The organism is Qipengyuania sp. CAU 1752, from assembly GCF_054482615.1.
In genome coordinates this window covers 164942-182498 of sequence record NZ_JBTLRE010000001.1, presented here as the reverse complement: position 1 = coordinate 182498, position 17557 = coordinate 164942, and the positions used below count along the sequence as shown (strand labels likewise).

Annotated in this window: 19 protein-coding genes; 10 read left to right on the top strand and 9 right to left on the bottom strand. The window is 62.7% G+C overall.

The genetic code is table 11. The features are described 5' to 3' along the window. The first annotated feature begins 126 nt into the window (after positions 1-126). From ACXYL9_RS00845 to ACXYL9_RS00835, 3 genes are all read left to right on the top strand, one after another. A complete protein-coding gene (locus tag ACXYL9_RS00845) occupies positions 127-924 on the top strand; it encodes an exodeoxyribonuclease III (protein ID WP_459037696.1) in 798 nt (265 codons plus the stop codon). A gap of 86 nt (positions 925-1010) precedes the next feature. Continuing rightward, on the top strand, positions 1011-2009 hold the full coding sequence (gene ribA / locus ACXYL9_RS00840; protein WP_459037695.1) for a GTP cyclohydrolase II: 999 nt from the start codon (positions 1011-1013) through the stop codon (positions 2007-2009). Further along, complete coding sequence (locus tag ACXYL9_RS00835; RefSeq protein ID WP_459037694.1) at positions 2006-2512, top strand: GNAT family N-acetyltransferase; 507 nt, start codon at positions 2006-2008, stop codon at positions 2510-2512. Before ribA ends, ACXYL9_RS00835 begins: the two co-directional genes overlap by 4 nt. Here ACXYL9_RS00835 and ACXYL9_RS00830 read toward each other — a convergent pair. The 4 genes from ACXYL9_RS00830 to recQ all read right to left on the bottom strand — a co-directional run bounded on the left by ACXYL9_RS00830 (position 2509) and on the right by recQ (position 6588). Beyond that, positions 2509-3507, bottom strand: a complete 999-nt coding sequence (locus ACXYL9_RS00830; RefSeq protein WP_459037693.1) for a right-handed parallel beta-helix repeat-containing protein — start codon at positions 3505-3507, stop codon at positions 2509-2511. The two genes, ACXYL9_RS00835 and ACXYL9_RS00830, sit on opposite strands and share 4 nt — an antisense overlap. A 35-nt stretch (positions 3508-3542) precedes the next feature. Continuing rightward, positions 3543-3761: a type II toxin-antitoxin system antitoxin gene (locus ACXYL9_RS00825; protein ID WP_459037692.1), complete on the bottom strand. Its 219-nt coding sequence runs from the start codon at positions 3759-3761 to the stop codon at positions 3543-3545. A 23-nt stretch (positions 3762-3784) separates the two neighbouring features. Beyond that, positions 3785-4702 carry an SPFH domain-containing protein gene (locus ACXYL9_RS00820; RefSeq protein WP_459037691.1) on the bottom strand — a complete coding sequence of 306 codons (918 nt, stop codon included), beginning with the start codon at positions 4700-4702 and terminating at the stop codon, positions 3785-3787. 83 nt (positions 4703-4785) lie between these two features. Then, positions 4786-6588, bottom strand: a complete 1803-nt coding sequence (gene recQ, locus ACXYL9_RS00815) for a DNA helicase RecQ (RefSeq protein ID WP_459037690.1) — start codon at positions 6586-6588, stop codon at positions 4786-4788. Between the two features lie 138 nt (positions 6589-6726). Here recQ and ACXYL9_RS00810 point away from each other — a divergent pair, with 138 nt between their 5' ends. From ACXYL9_RS00810 to ACXYL9_RS00785, 6 genes are read left to right on the top strand one after another with little or no spacing between them, the layout of a single operon-like run. Continuing rightward, positions 6727-7083: a hypothetical protein gene (locus tag ACXYL9_RS00810; RefSeq protein WP_459037689.1), complete on the top strand. Its 357-nt coding sequence runs from the start codon at positions 6727-6729 to the stop codon at positions 7081-7083. A gap of 39 nt (positions 7084-7122) precedes the next feature. Continuing rightward, the gene (locus tag ACXYL9_RS00805) at positions 7123-7356 is read left to right on the top strand and encodes a hypothetical protein (protein ID WP_459037688.1); all 234 of its coding nucleotides are present in this window, start codon (positions 7123-7125) and stop codon (positions 7354-7356) included. Positions 7357-7372: 16 nt separating this feature from the next. Continuing rightward, positions 7373-8551, top strand: coding sequence for an acyl-CoA dehydrogenase family protein (locus ACXYL9_RS00800; protein WP_459037687.1), 1179 nt, complete (start codon positions 7373-7375; stop codon positions 8549-8551). 6 nt (positions 8552-8557) lie between these two features. Beyond that, positions 8558-9784: a CoA transferase gene (locus tag ACXYL9_RS00795; protein ID WP_459037686.1), complete on the top strand. Its 1227-nt coding sequence runs from the start codon at positions 8558-8560 to the stop codon at positions 9782-9784. Between the two features lie 3 nt (positions 9785-9787). After that, positions 9788-11017, top strand: a complete 1230-nt coding sequence (locus ACXYL9_RS00790) for an acetyl-CoA C-acetyltransferase (RefSeq protein ID WP_459037685.1) — start codon at positions 9788-9790, stop codon at positions 11015-11017. Beyond that, entirely contained in the window at positions 11017-11877 is an 861-nt protein-coding gene (locus ACXYL9_RS00785) for an HTD2 family dehydratase (RefSeq protein WP_459037684.1), read from the top strand. The genes ACXYL9_RS00790 and ACXYL9_RS00785 overlap by 1 nt, the downstream gene beginning before the upstream one ends. Here ACXYL9_RS00785 and ppk2 read toward each other — a convergent pair. Beyond that, complete coding sequence (ppk2, locus tag ACXYL9_RS00780) at positions 11874-12653, bottom strand: polyphosphate kinase 2 (RefSeq protein ID WP_459037683.1); 780 nt, start codon at positions 12651-12653, stop codon at positions 11874-11876. The two genes, ACXYL9_RS00785 and ppk2, sit on opposite strands and share 4 nt — an antisense overlap. Positions 12654-12724: 71 nt before the next feature. Here ppk2 and phhA point away from each other — a divergent pair, with 71 nt between their 5' ends. After that, the gene (gene phhA, locus ACXYL9_RS00775; protein WP_459037682.1) at positions 12725-13666 is read left to right on the top strand and encodes a phenylalanine 4-monooxygenase; all 942 of its coding nucleotides are present in this window, start codon (positions 12725-12727) and stop codon (positions 13664-13666) included. Positions 13667-13744: 78 nt separating this feature from the next. On the opposite strand, the gene ACXYL9_RS00770 is transcribed toward phhA, so the two are convergent. From ACXYL9_RS00770 to ACXYL9_RS00755, 4 genes are all read right to left on the bottom strand, one after another. Next, positions 13745-14005 (bottom strand): hypothetical protein, encoded by a 261-nt coding sequence (locus ACXYL9_RS00770; RefSeq protein ID WP_459037681.1) that lies wholly within the window; start codon positions 14003-14005, stop codon positions 13745-13747. Between the two features lie 108 nt (positions 14006-14113). Next, positions 14114-14365: a hypothetical protein gene (locus tag ACXYL9_RS00765; protein ID WP_459037680.1), complete on the bottom strand. Its 252-nt coding sequence runs from the start codon at positions 14363-14365 to the stop codon at positions 14114-14116. A 74-nt stretch (positions 14366-14439) separates the two neighbouring features. After that, a complete protein-coding gene (locus ACXYL9_RS00760) occupies positions 14440-15249 on the bottom strand; it encodes an undecaprenyl-diphosphate phosphatase (RefSeq protein WP_459037679.1) in 810 nt (269 codons plus the stop codon). A gap of 88 nt (positions 15250-15337) precedes the next feature. Further along, the gene (locus ACXYL9_RS00755; protein ID WP_459037678.1) at positions 15338-17491 is read right to left on the bottom strand and encodes a M13 family metallopeptidase; all 2154 of its coding nucleotides are present in this window, start codon (positions 17489-17491) and stop codon (positions 15338-15340) included. Between the last annotated feature and the right edge of the window lie 66 nt (positions 17492-17557).

Below are 17557 nucleotides of genomic sequence, written 5' to 3'. Positions count from 1 at the left end.
CTGCGAATTGATTGGATGGCTTTGCCTATCCCCTAGTTGACGTAAGCGCAAAGCGAAAGCTGGCGAAGTTACATCAGATCCCGCCGCCCCTTGCCGCTCACCACCGGCGCATTTAAGGCAGGCGCCATGGTTTCAGTTACAACATGGAATATCAATTCGGTGCGTTTGCGCATGCCGATTGTCGCGCGCTTCATCACCGAACACGCGCCCGACATACTCTGCCTGCAGGAAATCAAGTGCCAGGAGCACCAGTTTCCTTATGAGGCATTCCGGGCGCTGGGTTACGAGCATTTCGCGGTCCACGGGCAGAAGGGCTATCACGGGGTGGCTACGGTCGGGAAAGTGCCGTTTGCGGAGTTCTCGCGCCATGATTGGCAGGACAATGGCGAGGCCCGTCACGTCGGCGTGGAACTGACTTCGGGGCCGGGCCAGGGGACGGTCATCGAGAACGTCTATGTCCCCGCCGGCGGCGACGAGCCCGATCGTGAAATCAATGCCAAGTTCGGTCAGAAGCTCGATTTCCTCGAACGCATGACGCGCTGGGCCGACCGGGTTGATCGCCCCACTTTGATTGTCGGCGATTTCAATATCGCCCCGCTGGAAAGCGATGTCTGGAACCACAAGCAATTGCTCAAGGTCGTCAGCCATACCCCGCTGGAAGTCGAAACACTGCAACGCTTCATGGATGCGCATGGCTGGAGCGATATCGGTCGCGAACACATTGCCGCTCCCGAGCGTTATTACAGCTGGTGGAGTTACCGTTCTAAGGATTGGCGCGCCAATGATCGCGGGCGACGGTTGGACCATATGTGGGCCAGTCCGGAACTGGCGGCGCAGGCGCATGCACACCATGTATTCGAGGATGCGCGCGACTGGGAGAAACCGTCCGATCATGTCCCGTTGACGACGGAGTTCGCCTTCTGAACGATACTCCTGCCCCATCCCCTGCATCGCCGTCGCCGTCACGCCGCGCGGCCCTGGCGATCGATGCGCTGCGCCACGGTTGGCCTTTGGCGCTGGAAGGGGCGGGCGTGCTGTTGCCGGTCGAAACCGCGATTGCACGCGGGGCGACTTCCGAACGGTTGCTGATCTCGGCTGCCCGGGCCGCCACGCTCAAACTGGCCAATCAGCGCGAAGCAGCTGTTCCTCACGCGCCGGTTTTGATCCGCGGTGCAGACCCTTTCGATCTCGATCTGGCCACTGCCGTCGCGGACCCATCGCTTGATCTGAACAGCCCGCTCAAGGGGCCATTCCGGGCCGAGCCGCTTGATTGGGAAGAAGCCGCCGCAGCCGCGCTGGAACTTGCGCGACTGGCAGGTATCCTGCCGGCTTTTATGGTCGCTCCCGCAGGTGCCGGCGAAGCGCAACCCGTTGCGCCATCGGATCTGGCCGCCTGGTCCGACCCTTCACGGCTCAAAATCGCTACCCGCGCCCGTCTACCCGTTGCCGCCAGCGAGGAGGGCGAGCTGGTCGTCTTTCGCAAGCCCGACGACACCCGCGAACACTGCGCGCTGATCATCGGCCAGCAGATGGCTGGGACTGTTCCGCTGGTGCGGCTGCATTCGGAATGCCTGACCGGCGACATCCTCGGCAGTCTCAAATGCGATTGCGGCCCGCAGCTTGATGCTGCGCTGGAGCAAATGGCCGGGCAAGCTGCCAGTGGCGGTTATGGCGTATTGCTCTATCTAAGGCAGGAGGGGCGCGGGATCGGCTTGGTCAACAAGATGCGCGCCTATCGACTGCAGGACCAGGGTTTCGACACGATCGAGGCCAATGAACGTCTCGGCTTGCCTGACGAAGCGCGCGATTTTATAACGGCATCCCAAATGCTTAGGCTGCTCGGGATCGAGGAGGTTGCGTTGCTGACCAATAACGAGCGGAAAGTCCGGGCGCTGGAGGAACAGGGCATTGTCGTCGCGCGGCGGGTCGAGCACGCGCACGGTTCCAACAGCCACAATCGCCGCTATCTCGCCACCAAGCGCGATCGCGCCGGACATCTTCTTCCGTGAGCGTTACGATCAGGCCCGAACAGCCGGGTGACGAGCGCGCGATCCGAGCCCTGGTCGATGCCGCGTTTCATCAGGCTGCCTGGGCCGATGGGGACGAAGGTGAACTGGTCGACAGGTTGCGTGCTGACGGCGACCTGGCGCTGTCGCTGGTCGCAGTCAATGCCGACAAGGCGATCATCGGCCACATCGGCTTTTCGCCGATCGCAATCGAGAATGCGCAAGGGAACTGGTATCAGCTCGCGCCGGTATCGGTGATCCCCAGCGGCCAGAAATCGGGCATTGGCTCGCGGCTTGTCGAAGCTGGCAAGACCCTGCTGAAAGAGCGCGGCGCGAGCGGGATCGCGTTGGTTGGCAGCCCGGAATATTATTCACGCTTCGGCTTCAGCGGTGACCACGAGGTCACGCTCTCGGAAGAGCTCGACCCGTTCCTGCAGATCTTGCTTCTCAGTGGTTCGATGCCAAGTGGAACGTTGAGGCTCGCGGCCGCGTTCCAGGCGAACTAGCGGCGCTCGAAAGCGGCAAGACCCGGGGCGAGCACATTGTCTTCGATAACGAGCGGTTCGCCGCTCCAGTCGGCGACAAAGACGGATCGGCGTTCGAGAGCAGGAACGAACCGGGCATCGTTGCCAGCGATCACGAGGCTGCTGGAACTCTGGTCGCCTTCTTCAGCGGCAACCGCGATGAAGGCGGAATAATTTTCCTTGTCGCGCCCCTGTACGAACCAGTTGTTGGTGATCTGGCCGACCGAGCCTTGCGGCAGGTCGATCATGTAATTGGTTTTGCGGCCGGCGCTATCGTCGAAGCTGCTGGCAGCGATATCGGTGCGGCGGGCACGCGATTTGACGTAATGTCCGCCGGTGCCGCGTTCGAAGCGGCTGCGCGTGATGCGCAGATGCGCGATGGTCCCGGTATAGATCGAATGGGCGCAGCCGCCGTCCCCCTCGCAAGTGCCGAGGCCGGAGAAGGTCGAGCGATCAACGACCAGCCGGATGGCGTCGTCATGCGCGGTAAGGATGCCTTGCTGGCTGTCGACGAACCAACTGTTGGCCACGGTCAGCGAACCCTGCTCGAGCCTGATTCCGGCGCCGTTGGCATCGGGCACGCCGATGTTGCGGAACACCAGTCCCGATACGCTCGATTCGCGGCCACGCAGAACAAGAGCCGCCTTGCCTTCGCAGGCGACGCCGTCGAGCACTGCAGTGCCCGGTTCGCTGGCGAAGAATGCGATACTGCCTGCTTCCTGCACCGCACACTGACGGTAATTGCCCGGGGCGATGGCAATTGTGCCGGTGCCCGAGCCGATGGCATCGACCGCGTGCTGCAAAGTGCCGAAACCCTGGCCAGTCTGGACCACGGTGAACGGGCGGACTTGCCCCTGGGCCAGCGCAGCGCCCAGCGGGATAAGCGCGATCGCCGCCGCAAAGACGACGCCGACCACCCAACTGGATGGGCGCAGAAGCGGGGCCGGGACGAACGAGATACGGGCAGAATTATCCATTCGTCCACGGCTAGGCAAAAAGGGTTAACGCACCGCTAACGTTCGCCCCTTTGCCAGGCGTTTTTCGGCGGGCGACCGCGCCTCGGCCGGGCGGTCTTACCGACCGCTATGTCACGCGCTTCGAGCGCTTCGCGCAACAGCATCTCGATCTGAGCATTCGCGCTGCGTAGTTCGGCCGCAGCCAGCCGCTCGATCGCGGCGTGAACCGCTGGATCGAGGCGCAGGGCGAAGGCTTTCTTGGGGGGTGCAGCCACGGCTGCCTCCTCAGTCTATCGAGCTATTGATACAGCGTGCCGGCATTGATCACCGGATGCGCATCGCGATCGCCGCACAGCACCACCATCAGGTTCGAAACCATTGCCGCGCGGCGTTCGTTATCGAGCTCGACAATGCCGTCGGCCGAGAGTTTCTGCAGCGCGTCTTCAACCATGCTGACAGCACCGATCACGACCTTCTTCCGCGCAGCAATCACCGCGTCGGCCTGTTGCCGACGCAGCATCGCCCCGGCGATTTCGGGTGCATATGCGAGGTGTGTGAGACCTGCCTCGTCGACGATTATCCCGGCCACGTGCAGTCGCTCGTTGAGTTCTTCGCACAGCTCGCGATTGACCACATCGGCGCTGCCGCGCAACGTCGTTTTGTCGTCCTCGCTCATGTCATCATACGGATGCCGCGAGCCAACCGTGCGCAGGCCGGCCTCGATCTGGATGTTCACGAATTCCTTGTAATCATCGACATCGAACACGGCCTGCGCCGTATCCTGCACGCGCCACACCACGTTGCAGGCGATCTCGATCGGGTTGCCGCGCAGGTCATTGATTTTGACCTTGTCGGAATGGATATTGTGGGCACGCGCGCTGAGTTTCTTGCGCACCATCCACGGCCACACCCAGCGCAGTCCCTCGCGTCGTTCGGTCCCGCGATACTCGCCAAACATGGTGATGACCGCGGCCTGGTTCGGCTGGATCATGAAGAAACCGATGGCCACGGCGAGAAAGGCTACGAGCGATCCGATCAACAGGCCGACGAACCCAAGCTTGGCCGCCTTGCTCGTTCCAATCTCCGGGAAGCCCTGGCTCACCACCCAACCCGCCAGGACGGCGACAAGAGCAAGCACGAGCAGCATTATATAGCCATTGTAGCTTGCCGCCGGACGTTCCCGGCTGATGTTCATACCCTTGATCGCTTCCACCATGACCACACCCCCTCCAATATTATTATGATATCATCATTATATGATTGGGCTCGAAAGTCAATCGGGCCAGGCTGCATTGGTGGTTAGTGGCGCCTGATGCAGTCGAGAAAGCGCTCGCCATAGGCATCGAGCTTCTTCGCTCCGACACCGCCTACCTGCCCGAGTGCAGAGAGGCTGTCAGGACGGGCGGTCGCCATCTCGCGTAAAGTTGCATCGTGGAAGATGACATAGGGCGGCACTTGCTGTTCGACCGCCAATTCGCGGCGCAATTCGCGCAGGGCATCGAACAGCGGATCACCGACCGGGTTGACGCCGCCGTCCCCACGACCGCGACCGCGGCTCGCGCGCTTGGTCTTGGGCGGCTTGACCATCAGCACGGCCTCTTCGCCCTTCAACACCGCGCGGGCATCGCCGCCCAGCATCAGCCCGCCATGCTCGGTCGCCACCAGTGAGCCGCGCGCCTGCAATGCACGAGCGACCGGCCGCAGCATGGCCGTCTCCTCGCCCTCTACAATGCCGAAAACGCTCAGCCGGTCATGCCCGCGTTGGCGAACCCGATCATCCTGGGCCCCGGTCAGGACTTTTTGCAGATGGCCGAAGCCGAAACTTTGTCCGGTGCGATAGGCGGCGGACAATATCTTGCGCGCCAGCTCCGTCGCATCGATCACTTCGGGGGCCTCGAGGCAATTGTCACAATTGCCGCATTGGCGAGGCGGGTCCTCGCCGAAATGCCGGAGCAGAATGGCTCGCCGGCAGCCGGCAGTCTCGACCAGGTTGGAAAGCGAATCGAGCCGCTGCCGGTCGCCATCGCGCCGATCTGCGGGCACCTCGCTCAGGCGCATGCGTGCCTTGGCGAAATCTTCGGCCCCCCATAACATCAGTGCCAGCGCAGGATCGCCATCGCGTCCGGCGCGCCCGGTTTCCTGGTAATAGGCCTCGATCGACTTGGGGATGCCGGCATGGGCGACGAAGCGGACATCCGGCTTGTCGATCCCCATGCCAAAGGCGATGGTTGCGACGATGACCATGTCCTCGCTGGCGACAAAGCGGGCCTGGTGCTCGGCGCGCACCCGTGGTTCGAGCCCGGCGTGATAGGGCAGCACGTCGCGCCCCGTGGCGGCAGCGAGCTTGTCGGCAATATCCTCCACCTTGCGCCGCGTCGGGGCGTAGACGATGCCCGGTCCAGGCTGGTCCTCCATCAACGCCTTCAACTGGCGCACCGGATTGTCGCGATGGCGGATGGAGTAGCGGATGTTGGGCCGGTCGAATCCTGCCACGACCAGCCCTTGGGCCGGAATGCCGAGCTGGTCGAGGATATCGGCACGCGTGTGGCTGTCTGCAGTTGCCGTCAGGGCCAGCCGGGGCACATCGGCAAACCGGTCCATCAAGGGGCGCAACTGGCGATAGTCGGGCCGGAAGTCGTGGCCCCATTCGCTAACGCAATGTGCTTCGTCGATAGCGAACAGGGATAGCGGTGCGGCGGTCAACAGGTCGCAGAAGGATTGCTGGCTGGCCCGCTCGGGCGCGACATAGAGCAGGTCAAGCTCGCCATTGCGAAACGCGTCCATGGTCTCGCGCCGGTTTTCGTCGACGCTGGTGAGCGTAGCGGCGCGAATCCCGTTGGCATGTGCCGATCGCAACTGGTCGTGCATCAGGGCGATCAGCGGGGAGATCACGATGCAGGTGCCCGCTAGCATGGTTGCCGGCAGCTGGTAGGTCAGCGATTTGCCTGCGCCGGTTGGCATGACGGCCAGCGTCGATTGTCCGGCCAGAACGCGCTCGATCACCTCGGGCTGCCGTCCGCGGAAATCGTCGAATCCGAACACGGCCCGCAGTTGCTCGCGTGCAGGTGCAAGGTCGGGGATGGTGGTGACAGGTGCGTTCACCCCGCCGCCATGGCATAGCGAGCGATGACAGCATACGGTGGCTTGCAAGTTTTCCCTTGGCCCGCGCGCCGTCGCCACGCTAAACTGACCGTGACGCGCCCGTCGGGGCGCAACCAACGACTTTCTCGGAGATACGATATGAAGACCGGTTTGCGTTTCGCCATGGCCGCAGCGAGTGTGCTGGCTTTGGCAGCCTGCGGAGGTTCCAACGAAGCCGCGATCGAGGATGAAGGCGATAATGTCGAGACGGTGGCCGACGAGGTCATGGAGCCGGTCGTCGAAGAGCCGGTCGCCGATGATACAGGAACCGCCGCGCGTGTCGACGAACAGGCCGAAGAGCGCCGCGAGACTGCTCGCAAGGTGGAAGAAAAATCTGTTGCCGCGCAGGCCGATAATGCGACCCAGGTGGCGGCCGACATCCAGGCCATGGTGGATGCCAGCAGGCAAGGTGCAGACCACGCTGACCATGCCAAGCCTGCACAGCCAGCCGAATAGGCCATGAATGGCGCGCTCTCCCGTCGCAGGGATCAAGATATGACTAAATCCCGGACCCGAGAGCGCGTCTTGTCAGCCTGTGCCCTCGCCTTCGCAATTGCTGCGTGCGGTCCTGGTGAGAATGATCCCGGCCCTGGCGGCGTCACCGTCGGGGAAGCGCAGGCACTCGACGAGGCAGCTGCCATGCTCGAGGACCGGAAATTGCCGGCCGATGCCATTGGATCGGGCGCAGCCGAAACTGGGGAGGGCGACCCGCCGCCTGTCGAACAATAGAAAAAGGACACCCTTGATGACCGACACCGGGATGGATGCCGAGAGTTTCGAACAATTCATCGAACAGCTTGAACGTTACGTCCACGAGCGGCTGATCCCGGCCGAGCGCGAAGTGATCGAAAACGACGCCATCCCGGCCGACATCGTAGAGGAAATGAAGGCGATGGGCCTGTTCGGCCTGACCGTCCCCGAAGACTTTGGCGGGGCCGGGCTCAACGCCTCGCAATATGCCCGGGTGGTCCACACCATGGCCTATGCCGCACCGGCCTATCGCTCGATCTTCTCGATCAACGTCGGCATGTTCAACTCGGCGATAAAGAACGGCGCGACCGATGCGCAGAAGGCCGAATGGTGGCCGCGTATTGCCGCCGGCGAGATCGCCTGTTTCGGCCTGACCGAACCGGGTTCGGGTTCCGACAGTGCGGCGATGGCGACCACCGCGACCGCCGATCCCGGTGGCAATGGATGGATCCTCAACGGTACCAAGCGCTACATCACCAACGCGCCCCATGCCGACGTCGCGTTGATCATGGCGCGGACCGAGAAGGAGGCCTTGCCCAAAAACGCTCATGTCAGCGCCTTCCTCGTGCCAATGAATACGCCGGGCGTTTCGACCGGCAGCCCGGACAAGAAGATGGGGCAGGAAGGCAGCCACATCTCCGACGTCATCCTCGACGATGTGAAGGTGCCCGGCGACGCGCTGCTCGGCGGCGAGACCGGTCAGGGTTTCCGCTTCGCCATGATGAGCCTCGACAACGGACGCATTTCGGTTGGCGCTGCGGCCACCGGCTATGCCCGCCGCGCGCTCGACAGCGCATTGCGCTACGCGACCGAGCGCAAGGCCTTTGGCGAGCCAATCGCCAATTTCCAGCTGATCCAGCAGATGCTGGCCGAAAGCGACATGGAGATCTACGCGGCCGAGGCGATGATGAAGGACGTGACAGAGCGCGCCGACCGGGGAGAGAACATCCTGCGCAAAGCCGCCGCCTTCAAGGTTTTCGCCAGCGAGATGTGCGGCCGCGTGGTCGACCGGGTGGTGCAGATCTACGGCGGTGCAGGCTATCTGGCTGAATATGATGCTGAGCGGTTCTTCCGCGATGCCCGCATCTACCGCATTTACGAGGGTACGACGCAGATTCTCTACCTGCAGATTGCCAAGCACATGCTGCGCGATTTCGCTGCACAGAACGGCTAAGCGCGGGTGTATAACCTCCTCCAGGGCCTTTCCGTCATCGAGGCTTCGAGCTTCGTCGCCTCGCCAACCGCCGGGCTCTATTGCGCGCAAATGGGAGCCGAGGTGATCCGCGTCGATCACAAGGAAGGCGGGCTCGATTACGACCGCTACATGCTGACGAGCGAAGGGCGCTCGCTTAGCTGGGAGAACCTCAACCGGGCCAAGAAATCGGTGGCACTCGACCTGCGCAGCGGAGAGGGGCGCGAATTGCTGGTCGAGCTGACGCGCCAGACGGGACAGGTCATCACCAACTTGCCCGAAAAGAGCTTCCTCAGCCATGCAGCCATGAGTGAGAGGCGGAACGATCTTGTCTCCGTGCGCATAATGGGCTGGCACGATGGGCGTCAGGCGATGGACTTCACCGTCAATGCTGCGAGCGGCTATCCGCTGATGTGCGGGCCCGAAGACTGGGACATGGCGACCGCGCCGCCGGTCAACCAGGTGCTGCCAGCGTGGGATTTCATCACCGGCGCTTATAGCGCCTTCGCGCTGCTCGCCGCATTGCGCCACCGCGACGCCACCGGCGAAGGGAGCGAGGTCCGCATCCCGCTTGGAGATGTTGCCATCGGCACCATGGCCAATTCGGGCGCGCTGGCGGAAATGCTCTATCGCGGGGCTGACCGTCCTCGACTCGGCAATGCCATCTGGGGCGCGTTCGGACGTGATTTCAAATCCCGCGACGGCGTGCGGTTCATGGTCGCTGCCTTGACGGCGAAGCAGTGGGACGGACTGGTTGCGGCATTCGGTGTCGAGGACAAAATCGCCTTGCTTGAAAGCGAGTTGAAAGTCCGTTTTGCCGATGGCGATACCCCGCGTTTCGAACACCGCCATGCATTGTTCGACCTGTTCCAGGCCGCTGCCGACGGGTTCAATTGGGCGGAGCTTGAACGGCACATGGCTGCTGCCGGGACCACCTACGAACGCTACCGCACAATGCACGAGGCGGCGAACGATCCCCAACTGGTGGGAGACAATCCGTTGTTCGGTCCTTCGCCCGCCAACCCTTCGGGTTTCGAATACCCGGCCACCCGCAGCTTTGCCAATTTGCCTGAGACCACTCCCGGAGATCCCGCCCCTGCGCCCTATCTCGGCCAGCATAGCGAGGAAGTCTTGGCCGATCGGTTAGGACTCTCGTCCGGAGCCATCGCCCGTCTGGTCGATGCCGGGACTGTCCGCCTGTCTGACAAGGATTGAACTATGAGCAAACGCCGCGCAGCCATCTGCACCCCCCTTCGTACGCCGGTCGGACGCTTTGGCGGCACTCTTGCCCCGCTCGAGGCCGGCGCGCTGGGCGCGGTGATCCTCAAGGCGTTGGTCGAGCGTAGCGGGATCGATCCTGCGCGGGTTGACGATGTGGTTTTCAGCCAGGGCTATGGAAGTGGCGAAGCGCCCGCCATCGGTCACTGGAGTTGGCTCGCTGCTGGCCTGCCGCTCGAAGTGCCCGGCTTCCAGCTCGACCGCCGCTGCGGTTCGGGCGTACAGGCGGTCGCGACCGCGGCAATGATGATCGAAACCGGCATGGCCGACATGGTTGTCGCCGGGGGATGCGAGAGCATGTCCAATGTCGAGCACTACACCACCGATCTGCGCGGCGGAGTGCGGATGGGCGACATGGTGCTCCATGACCGACTGACCCGCGGCCGGCTGATGAGCCAGCCGATCGAGCGTTTCGGCGTGATCACCGGGATGATCGAGACCGCCGAGAATCTGGCCAAGGACTACGGCATTACGCGGGAGGAGGCCGACGCCTTTGCCGTGCGCAGCCACCAGAATGCGGCGCGAGCCTGGGCCGAGGGCGAGTTCGATGATCACATCGTCCCGGTAGAAGTGCCGCAACGGCGCGGCGATCCGGTCATTTTTGACCATGACGAAGGCTATCGCGCTGATGCCAGCATGGAGAGCCTCGGCGGCTTGCGCGCGCTCGACGTGAAACGCGATGCGGACGCCATCGTCACCGCCGGCAATGCCAGCCAGCAGAACGATGCCGCGGCGGCGTGCCTGGTGGTGGCCGAAGACAAGCTCGAGGAGCTGGGCCTCACGCCTTCGCTGTGGTTCGGGGGCTGGGCTGCGGCCGGCTGCGACCCCTCGCGCATGGGGATCGGTCCGGTCCCGGCAGTCGAGCGACTGTTTTCGCGCACAGGCATGGACTGGGACGACATCGGGCTCGTCGAGCTCAACGAGGCTTTCGCCCCGCAGGTGCTGGCGGTGCTGAAGGGTTGGGGCTGGAGCGAGGATGATTCGCGCCGCGACATGCTCAACGTCAACGGCTCGGGCATTTCACTGGGCCACCCGATTGGCGCGACCGGAGGCCGCATCCTTGCCGACATGGCTGCCGAGATGCACCGCCGCGAGGCACGCTATGGCCTCGAAACCATGTGCATCGGCGGGGGCCAGGGCATCGCGGCAATTTTCGAGCGCGCAAGCTGATGGGCGCGTGGGACGCCTGGATCGGCCGCGAGATCACCGTGAACGACCGGCTCGACACGGGGCTGGCGCAGCGTTGGCTGGCGACCTTCGACCTGCCGCCCCGATCGGATGGCCCCATGCCACAGGGTGTTCACCTGTGCCTGTGTACCCCTGACACGCCGACCGCCCGGCTCGGGAGCGACGGGCATCCGGTGCGCGATGACAGGCCTGATAGCTTCCTGCCTCCGATCGCCTTGCCGCGCCGGATGTGGGCCGCCAGCGACACGGCATTTGTTGCTCCCATTCCCATCGGGGCCCGCATCGAACGAACCAGCCGGATCGTTTCGATCGCCGAGAAAGAGGGCAGCAGCGGCCCGCTGGGCTTTGTCGACATCGAGCATGTCACCTCGGCCAACGGTAACAACGCGGTGCGCGAGACCCAGACGCTGGTTTATCGCGATGCGGCCGCGCCAGAGGCTCCCCTTAGCCCGCCCGAGCCTGGCGCAGGACGCTTTGACGGGACGGCTTGGGATGTGGTCGAAACCCGGGCACCCAGCAGCGCCTTGCTGTTCCGATATTCTGCGCTCACCTTCAACACCCATCGTATCCACTACGATCTGCCCTACGCGCGCGAGGTCGAGCGCTATCGCGGACTGGTCGTCCACGGGCCTCTGATCGCATCGATGTTGCTGCGGCTCGCTGCGCTGCAGTGTGGCGAGAACAGTCTTGCCCGTTTCGCGTTTCGCGCACTTAGTCCGGCCATTGCTGGTGAAGTGCTTCACCTGGCTATGCGGCGGGACCGGCGAAGTGGCGAAGTGGAAATGGGTGCGTTTGCCGATGATGGGCGGCAAGTGACAAAGGCCACTGCCACGCTCGCCTAGCCGAGCGGGTAATCTGCAATCGGTTCAATTACGCTGTACTGCTCGCTGAAAGGCTCGTGCCCTAGTTCCGGGAATTCCAGCGTGTCGGTCGCAATATGCGTATCGGGCAGCCGGTCGAGCAGGTCGCGTATCAGCGTAAGCCGACCGTGCTTCTGGTCGTTGAAATTGACCAAGGTCCACGGGGCGTGCTGGGTATGGGTCGCTGCCAACATGGCTTCGCGGGCTTGGGAATAGGCTTCGTATTTCTCGCGCGCGGCAAGGTCGATGGGCGAAAGTTTCCAGCGCTTGAGGGGATCTTCCAGCCGCTCGCGTAGACGTTCCTCCTGCCGGGCCTGATCGCTTGTCAGCCAGTATTTGAAGAGAAGGATGCCATCATCGACCAGCATCCGCTCGAACCGGGGGGCCTCGGCGAGGAAACTGTCGATCTGCTCGCTGCTGGCAAATCCCATGACCTTTTCGACTCCGGCGCGGTTGTACCAACTGCGATCGAACAGCACGATCTCACCGGCGGCCGGCAAATGCGGAACATAGCGCTGGAAATACCACTGGGTGCGCTCGGTGTCGCTCGGCTTGGGCAGCGCCACCACCCGGCACTGGCGCGGATTGAGACGCTGGCTGACCGCGCGAATCGCTCCGCCCTTGCCGGCCGTATCGCGCCCTTCGAAGACAACGCAGATGCGCGCCCCGGTGGTTCGCGCCCACCGGGCCATGCGAACCAGTTCCTCTTCGAGCGGCTCGATCAGATCCTCGTAATCCTTGCGCTTCAGCTCGCTCATACCCAATCTCCAGTCATGAAGTACCGATTTGAACCTCTCGCGCCTGCATGGTAATGGTTACAGCTGAAACCATGGCTACTCTCGCAGAACCATCACAGGACTTCCGGGTCCTGCCCGAAATGCCGGCGGATGTCTTTACCGCCCCGCTCAATCGGCCCGACCATGTCGGAGAAGACTGGCTCGAACCGGCGCAGACCGAATATTCGAGCGAGGACGACGCGGTTTGGGACGACCTGTTCGCGCGGCAGATGGAGGTGTTGCCCGGTCGCGCGGCAAGTGCGTTTCTGGCCGGGCTGGAAAAACTCGACCTGGGCAAGGGCGGCGTGCCCGACTTTGCCGAAATGTCTGAGGAACTGGACCGGTTGACCGGATGGAGTGTGGTACCGGTACCGATGTTGATCCCGGACCACGTCTTTTTCTGGCACCTCGCCAACCGGCGTTTCCCGGCGGGCAATTTCATCCGCACGCGAGAAACTTTCGATTATATCCAAGAGCCCGACGTGTTCCACGACGTGTTCGGCCACGTTCCGATGCTGACTGATCCGGTGTTTGCTGATTACATGCAGGAATACGGCAAGGCCGGGTGGAAGGCGATGCGCTACAACCGGCTGAAAGCGCTGGGTGCGCTGTACTGGTACACGGTCGAATTCGGGCTGGTGCAGGAAGGGCCGGGAGATATTCGGGCCTATGGTGCCGGGATCCTGTCCGGTCCGACGGAGGCTGTTTTTGCGGTCGAGGCGAAAAGTCCGAACCGCATCATGCTCAACGTCGATCGGGTCATGCGTACCGATTACGTCATCAGCGATCTGCAGCCGACCTACTTCGTGATCGAAAGCTTTCAGGACCTGTTCCGGCAGACTGTCGAGCGCGATTTCGATCGCCTCTATCGCAATCTGCCGCCATCTTTCACCTACGCCAACTCCGCTGTCATCGATGTCGACAATGTCATCCATCGCGGGACGCAGGAATATCTGTTGCGGGGCGGTCGCGGCTCGGGTGCGGCGCCGGTCTGACGATCACAGGCAGCTGACAAAGAAAAACCGACGCAGGATCGCTCCCGCGCCGGTTTTGCTTGTCTTGAAAAGAACCGCTTAGTTGACGGCTTCTTCAGCGCCTTCGGTGAGGGCGTCGGTATCGCCTTCAGCAGCGTCTTCCATGTCGTCAGCCTTGGCTTCCATGGCGTCGGCCTGTTCGTCGGTGATCTGGCCAGCGTCTTCCATCGCGTCAGCGCTGTCTTCCATGGCTTCTGCATTTTCTTCAGCAGCTTCTTCAGCCGGGCTGTCGCAAGCGGCGAGGCCGAGGCCCAGAGCTGCAACCGAAGCAAACATGGCGGTCTTGAAAGTCGTCTTCATTTCATCTTCCCCTTGGTGGATCGGAGCACCCGCATAGCAACGCCGATTGAAGTTGCGAAGCAAAAAATGTCCGAAATGTGACGGTGTGCTCTCGGCCTGCGGCTCGCCTCACCCGAACCGTCGCCGCAGCAAGGCGGTGATCGACACCGCGACCACCGCACAGGCAGCACCGACCCACAATGCTTCTGAGTGAATCGCCGTTGATTCCAGTTGGAATCCAAGGGCCATATTGCAAAGTAAGGCACTGGCCGCACCGAGCGCCATGTTGACCAGGCTAAGCCGTAGCGTGTCCTGTTTCCACAAGATCGAGGCAAGCCATCCCATGACGGCCCCCACGGTCAGGAGGACAACTAGCGCCATGGCTTAAGGGCCCGGATTGTCTGCACTCTAACCAACGGGGCGTAGGCGTGAACGTTCCTGTCGCGCCAGGCCGATCAGGTGCTGGCGAACCACCATAGAGCCACCAGGCCCAATACGATTCGATACCATGCGAAGGGCGCGAAACCACGCTTCGACACATAGGCGACGAAGGCCCGGATCACGAGCAGCGCGGTGATAAAGGCCGCGACGAAGCCGAGCGCGATTTCACCCCAGCCGATCAAGGCTTCGCCGGCCAGCAGAGCGGGCTCATCGAGGATCTTGACCGTGGCGGCGCCGAGCATGGTCGGCACAGCGAGGAAAAAGGAAAATTCGGCAGCGGTTTTGCGCCCCACGCCCATCGCCAGTGCCCCCATGATGGTCGCTCCCGATCGGCTGGTACCAGGAACCATGGCGAGGCACTGAACCAGCCCAATGCTTATGGAGGCCTTCCAGGAAAGCGAGGCAACGCCGGTATCCGGCCGCGCCGGGATGATTCTTTCCAGCGCCAGGATGGCGATTCCGCCGATCACCAGCGCGGTGGCGACGATCAGCGGGCTGGTCAGCATTGCGTCGATGGCGTCCTTGGCCATCAGGCCGATCACGGCCGCCGGAAGAAAACCGAGCAGGATGTTGCGCACGAAGCGAACCGATTCCGGGTCCCACCGCAGCAGGCCCATCCCCATTGTCCAGAAGGTAGTCCAATAGCTTACCACCACGGCGAGGATCGCGCCGAGCTGGATGACGATGTTGAATTGCCGCCATTCTTCCGGGTCGTAACCGAAAAACCCCTGTGCCAGGATCAGGTGCCCGGTCGAGGATATCGGCAGGAACTCGGTAAATCCTTCGAGGATGCCAAGCAGGATGGCCGTTATGGTATTGTCCATGGATGGGAGCCTCAAAGGCCAAGGGGCGGCCAAGTCAAGAAACTTGGCCGCCCCCGGCTCATTTTATCCTGCAATGTGACTGCGTTTCCTACCAGATGCGGACACGCTGCTCAGGCGGCAGGTAAAGCTCATGCTCGGGCGTGATGCCGAAGGCTTCGTACCATTCGGACATGTTTCGCACGACGCCGTTGGTGCGATATTCCTCCGGGCTGTGGCTATCGGTGCGCAGGCGCTGGCGATAATTTTCCTCGCGCTGTTGCGAACGCCAGACTTGCGCCCAGGCGATGAAGAATCGCTGATCGCCGGTCAGTCCGTCGATTACCGGCACTTCCTTGCCCGCTGTCGCCAGCTTGTAGGCGCGATAGGCGAGGCTCAGGCCACCGAGATCGCCGATATTCTCGCCCAGCGTATAGCGGCCGTTGACGCAGGTTTCGCCATTATCGAGCGGGCAGAACGCGTTGTACTGCTCGACCAGCGCATCGCCGCGCTCATCGAAATTGCCGCGGTCGGCATCGGTCCACCAGTTGCGCAGCGCGCCAGTGGCATCGTATTTCGAGCCCTGGTCGTCGAAACCGTGGCCGATCTCGTGTCCGATCACGCCGCCGATAGCACCGTAGTTGACTGCCGGATCATTGGTCAGCGCGAAAAATGGCTGCTGCAGGATCGCCGCCGGGAACACGATCTCGTTCTTGGTGGGATTGTAATAGGCATTGACCGTCTGTGGCAGCATGAACCACTCGGTTCGGTCGATTGGCTGGCCGAGCTTTGCGACGTTGTCGGCCTGCGCCCAAGCCTCGGCCGCAATCTCGTTGGCGAGCGGGTTGTCGGCGCTCACCTCGAGGCCGGGATAGGTTTCCAGATTATCGCGATAGCCGATCTTGGGATCGAAACTATCTAGCTTGGCCAGCGCCTGCTTCTTGGTCGCATCGCCCATCCACTCGATCTCGTTGATCGACTGGGCGACGGCCTTGCGCAGGTTCTCGACCAGATCTTCCATCGCCGCCTTGTTCTCGGGCGGGAAATAGCGCGCGACGTAGGACTTGCCGATGAGTTCTCCGAGGCCGCCTTCGACGGCGCTGATGGCGCGTTTCCAGCGCGGGCGCTGTTCCGGCGTGCCGCGCAAAAGCTTGCCGTAGAATTCGAACTGTGCGGTGTCGTATTTGCTTGGCATCAGGTGCGAACGGTCGGACAGGAACTGCTTGATCGACCACGCCTGGAGGGTTGATACGGGCGTTTCGTTGATCAGTGCCATCATGCCCGGCATCCCGGTGCCGATCTTTGCCAGCGTTTCCTTGCTCAGTCCCAGTTCGGCCGCCTTTTCGTCGCTCGGCGGCATGGTGGCGACCACGAAGATCGGCGATTTGTCGAGACCGATGGTGCCCAGCATGTCGGCCACCGGCAATTCGCCGGCCATGGCTTCCAGCTCAGCCATCGTCACCGCGTTGTAGGTCAGGTCGCGGTTGCGCTGGACCGTGCGGTCCCAGCTGATGTGGCGAGCGATACGGTCTTCCAAGTTGTAAACCGCGGCTGCAGCGGCAGCTGGATCAGCGTAGCCCGCGGCCTCCAGCATGAGCGCCATGTAGTCGCGATAGGCGGCCTGGATCTGCTGGCCCTTCTCGCTGGTATCGAGATAATAGTCGCGGTCGGGCAGGCCGAGGCCGTCAAAGCCGAGATAGGACACATAGCGGTCGGGCTGCTTGGCATCAACATTGACGAAGCCGCCGAGCGGGCTGGCATAACCGGGCTTGGCCCACAGCGCCGCGAGCTGGTCGAGCGTGGTCGCTGTCGTCAGCGCGTTGAGATAGGGCCGCACGGGCGCGAGGCCGGCCGCTTCGATGGAATCGGTATCGAGGAAGGCATCGTGGAACTGGACGATGCGCCGTTCGTCGGCGGTCAGCGCGGCCGGATCCTTCGCCACCAGTTCATCGAGAAGAGCCTTGACATCGGTGGTCGATTTTTCGCGCAGCAGGTTGAACGCGCCGAAACGACTGAATTCTGCCGGCAAGGGATTGGCGTCGAGCCACTGCTGGTTGACGTAGGCGAAGAAGTCGTCGCCCGGATCGATGCTGTCAGACAGCAATTCGGTGTCGACCCCCCAGGTGCCGAAACTCATAGTCGGCATGCGGTCTTCCTGCAGGTAATTTGCCTGGTTGGGATCGGTTTCCCCGCTCTGCGCGACGGCAGGCGAAGCAAGGACAAGCGCAAGCGCGCTCGCGGAAATGGCGAAAGCAGTACGGATCATGGGAGAGACCCCTCTCGATGCAGGCTATTCCGGAGCGACCTTCCGGGATTTCTGCCGTCTGCCATA

Coding starts and splice junctions, on each gene's coding strand:
- ACXYL9_RS00765 (WP_459037680.1), bottom strand. CDS start 14,365: ATGGCGCTAGTTGTCCTCCTGACCGTGGGGGCCGTCATGGGATGGCTT.
- ACXYL9_RS00805 (WP_459037688.1), top strand. CDS start 7,123: ATGACTAAATCCCGGACCCGAGAGCGCGTCTTGTCAGCCTGTGCCCTC.
- ACXYL9_RS00810 (WP_459037689.1), top strand. CDS start 6,727: ATGAAGACCGGTTTGCGTTTCGCCATGGCCGCAGCGAGTGTGCTGGCT.
- ACXYL9_RS00760 (WP_459037679.1), bottom strand. CDS start 15,249: ATGGACAATACCATAACGGCCATCCTGCTTGGCATCCTCGAAGGATTT.
- phhA (WP_459037682.1), top strand. CDS start 12,725: ATGGCTACTCTCGCAGAACCATCACAGGACTTCCGGGTCCTGCCCGAA.
- ACXYL9_RS00845 (WP_459037696.1), top strand. CDS start 127: ATGGTTTCAGTTACAACATGGAATATCAATTCGGTGCGTTTGCGCATG.
- ppk2 (WP_459037683.1), bottom strand. CDS start 12,653: ATGAGCGAGCTGAAGCGCAAGGATTACGAGGATCTGATCGAGCCGCTC.
- ACXYL9_RS00785 (WP_459037684.1), top strand. CDS start 11,017: ATGGGCGCGTGGGACGCCTGGATCGGCCGCGAGATCACCGTGAACGAC.
- ACXYL9_RS00830 (WP_459037693.1), bottom strand. CDS start 3,507: ATGGATAATTCTGCCCGTATCTCGTTCGTCCCGGCCCCGCTTCTGCGC.
- ACXYL9_RS00770 (WP_459037681.1), bottom strand. CDS start 14,005: ATGAAGACGACTTTCAAGACCGCCATGTTTGCTTCGGTTGCAGCTCTG.
- ACXYL9_RS00790 (WP_459037685.1), top strand. CDS start 9,788: ATGAGCAAACGCCGCGCAGCCATCTGCACCCCCCTTCGTACGCCGGTC.
- ACXYL9_RS00800 (WP_459037687.1), top strand. CDS start 7,373: ATGACCGACACCGGGATGGATGCCGAGAGTTTCGAACAATTCATCGAA.
- ACXYL9_RS00755 (WP_459037678.1), bottom strand. CDS start 17,491: ATGATCCGTACTGCTTTCGCCATTTCCGCGAGCGCGCTTGCGCTTGTC.
- ACXYL9_RS00820 (WP_459037691.1), bottom strand. CDS start 4,702: ATGGTGGAAGCGATCAAGGGTATGAACATCAGCCGGGAACGTCCGGCG.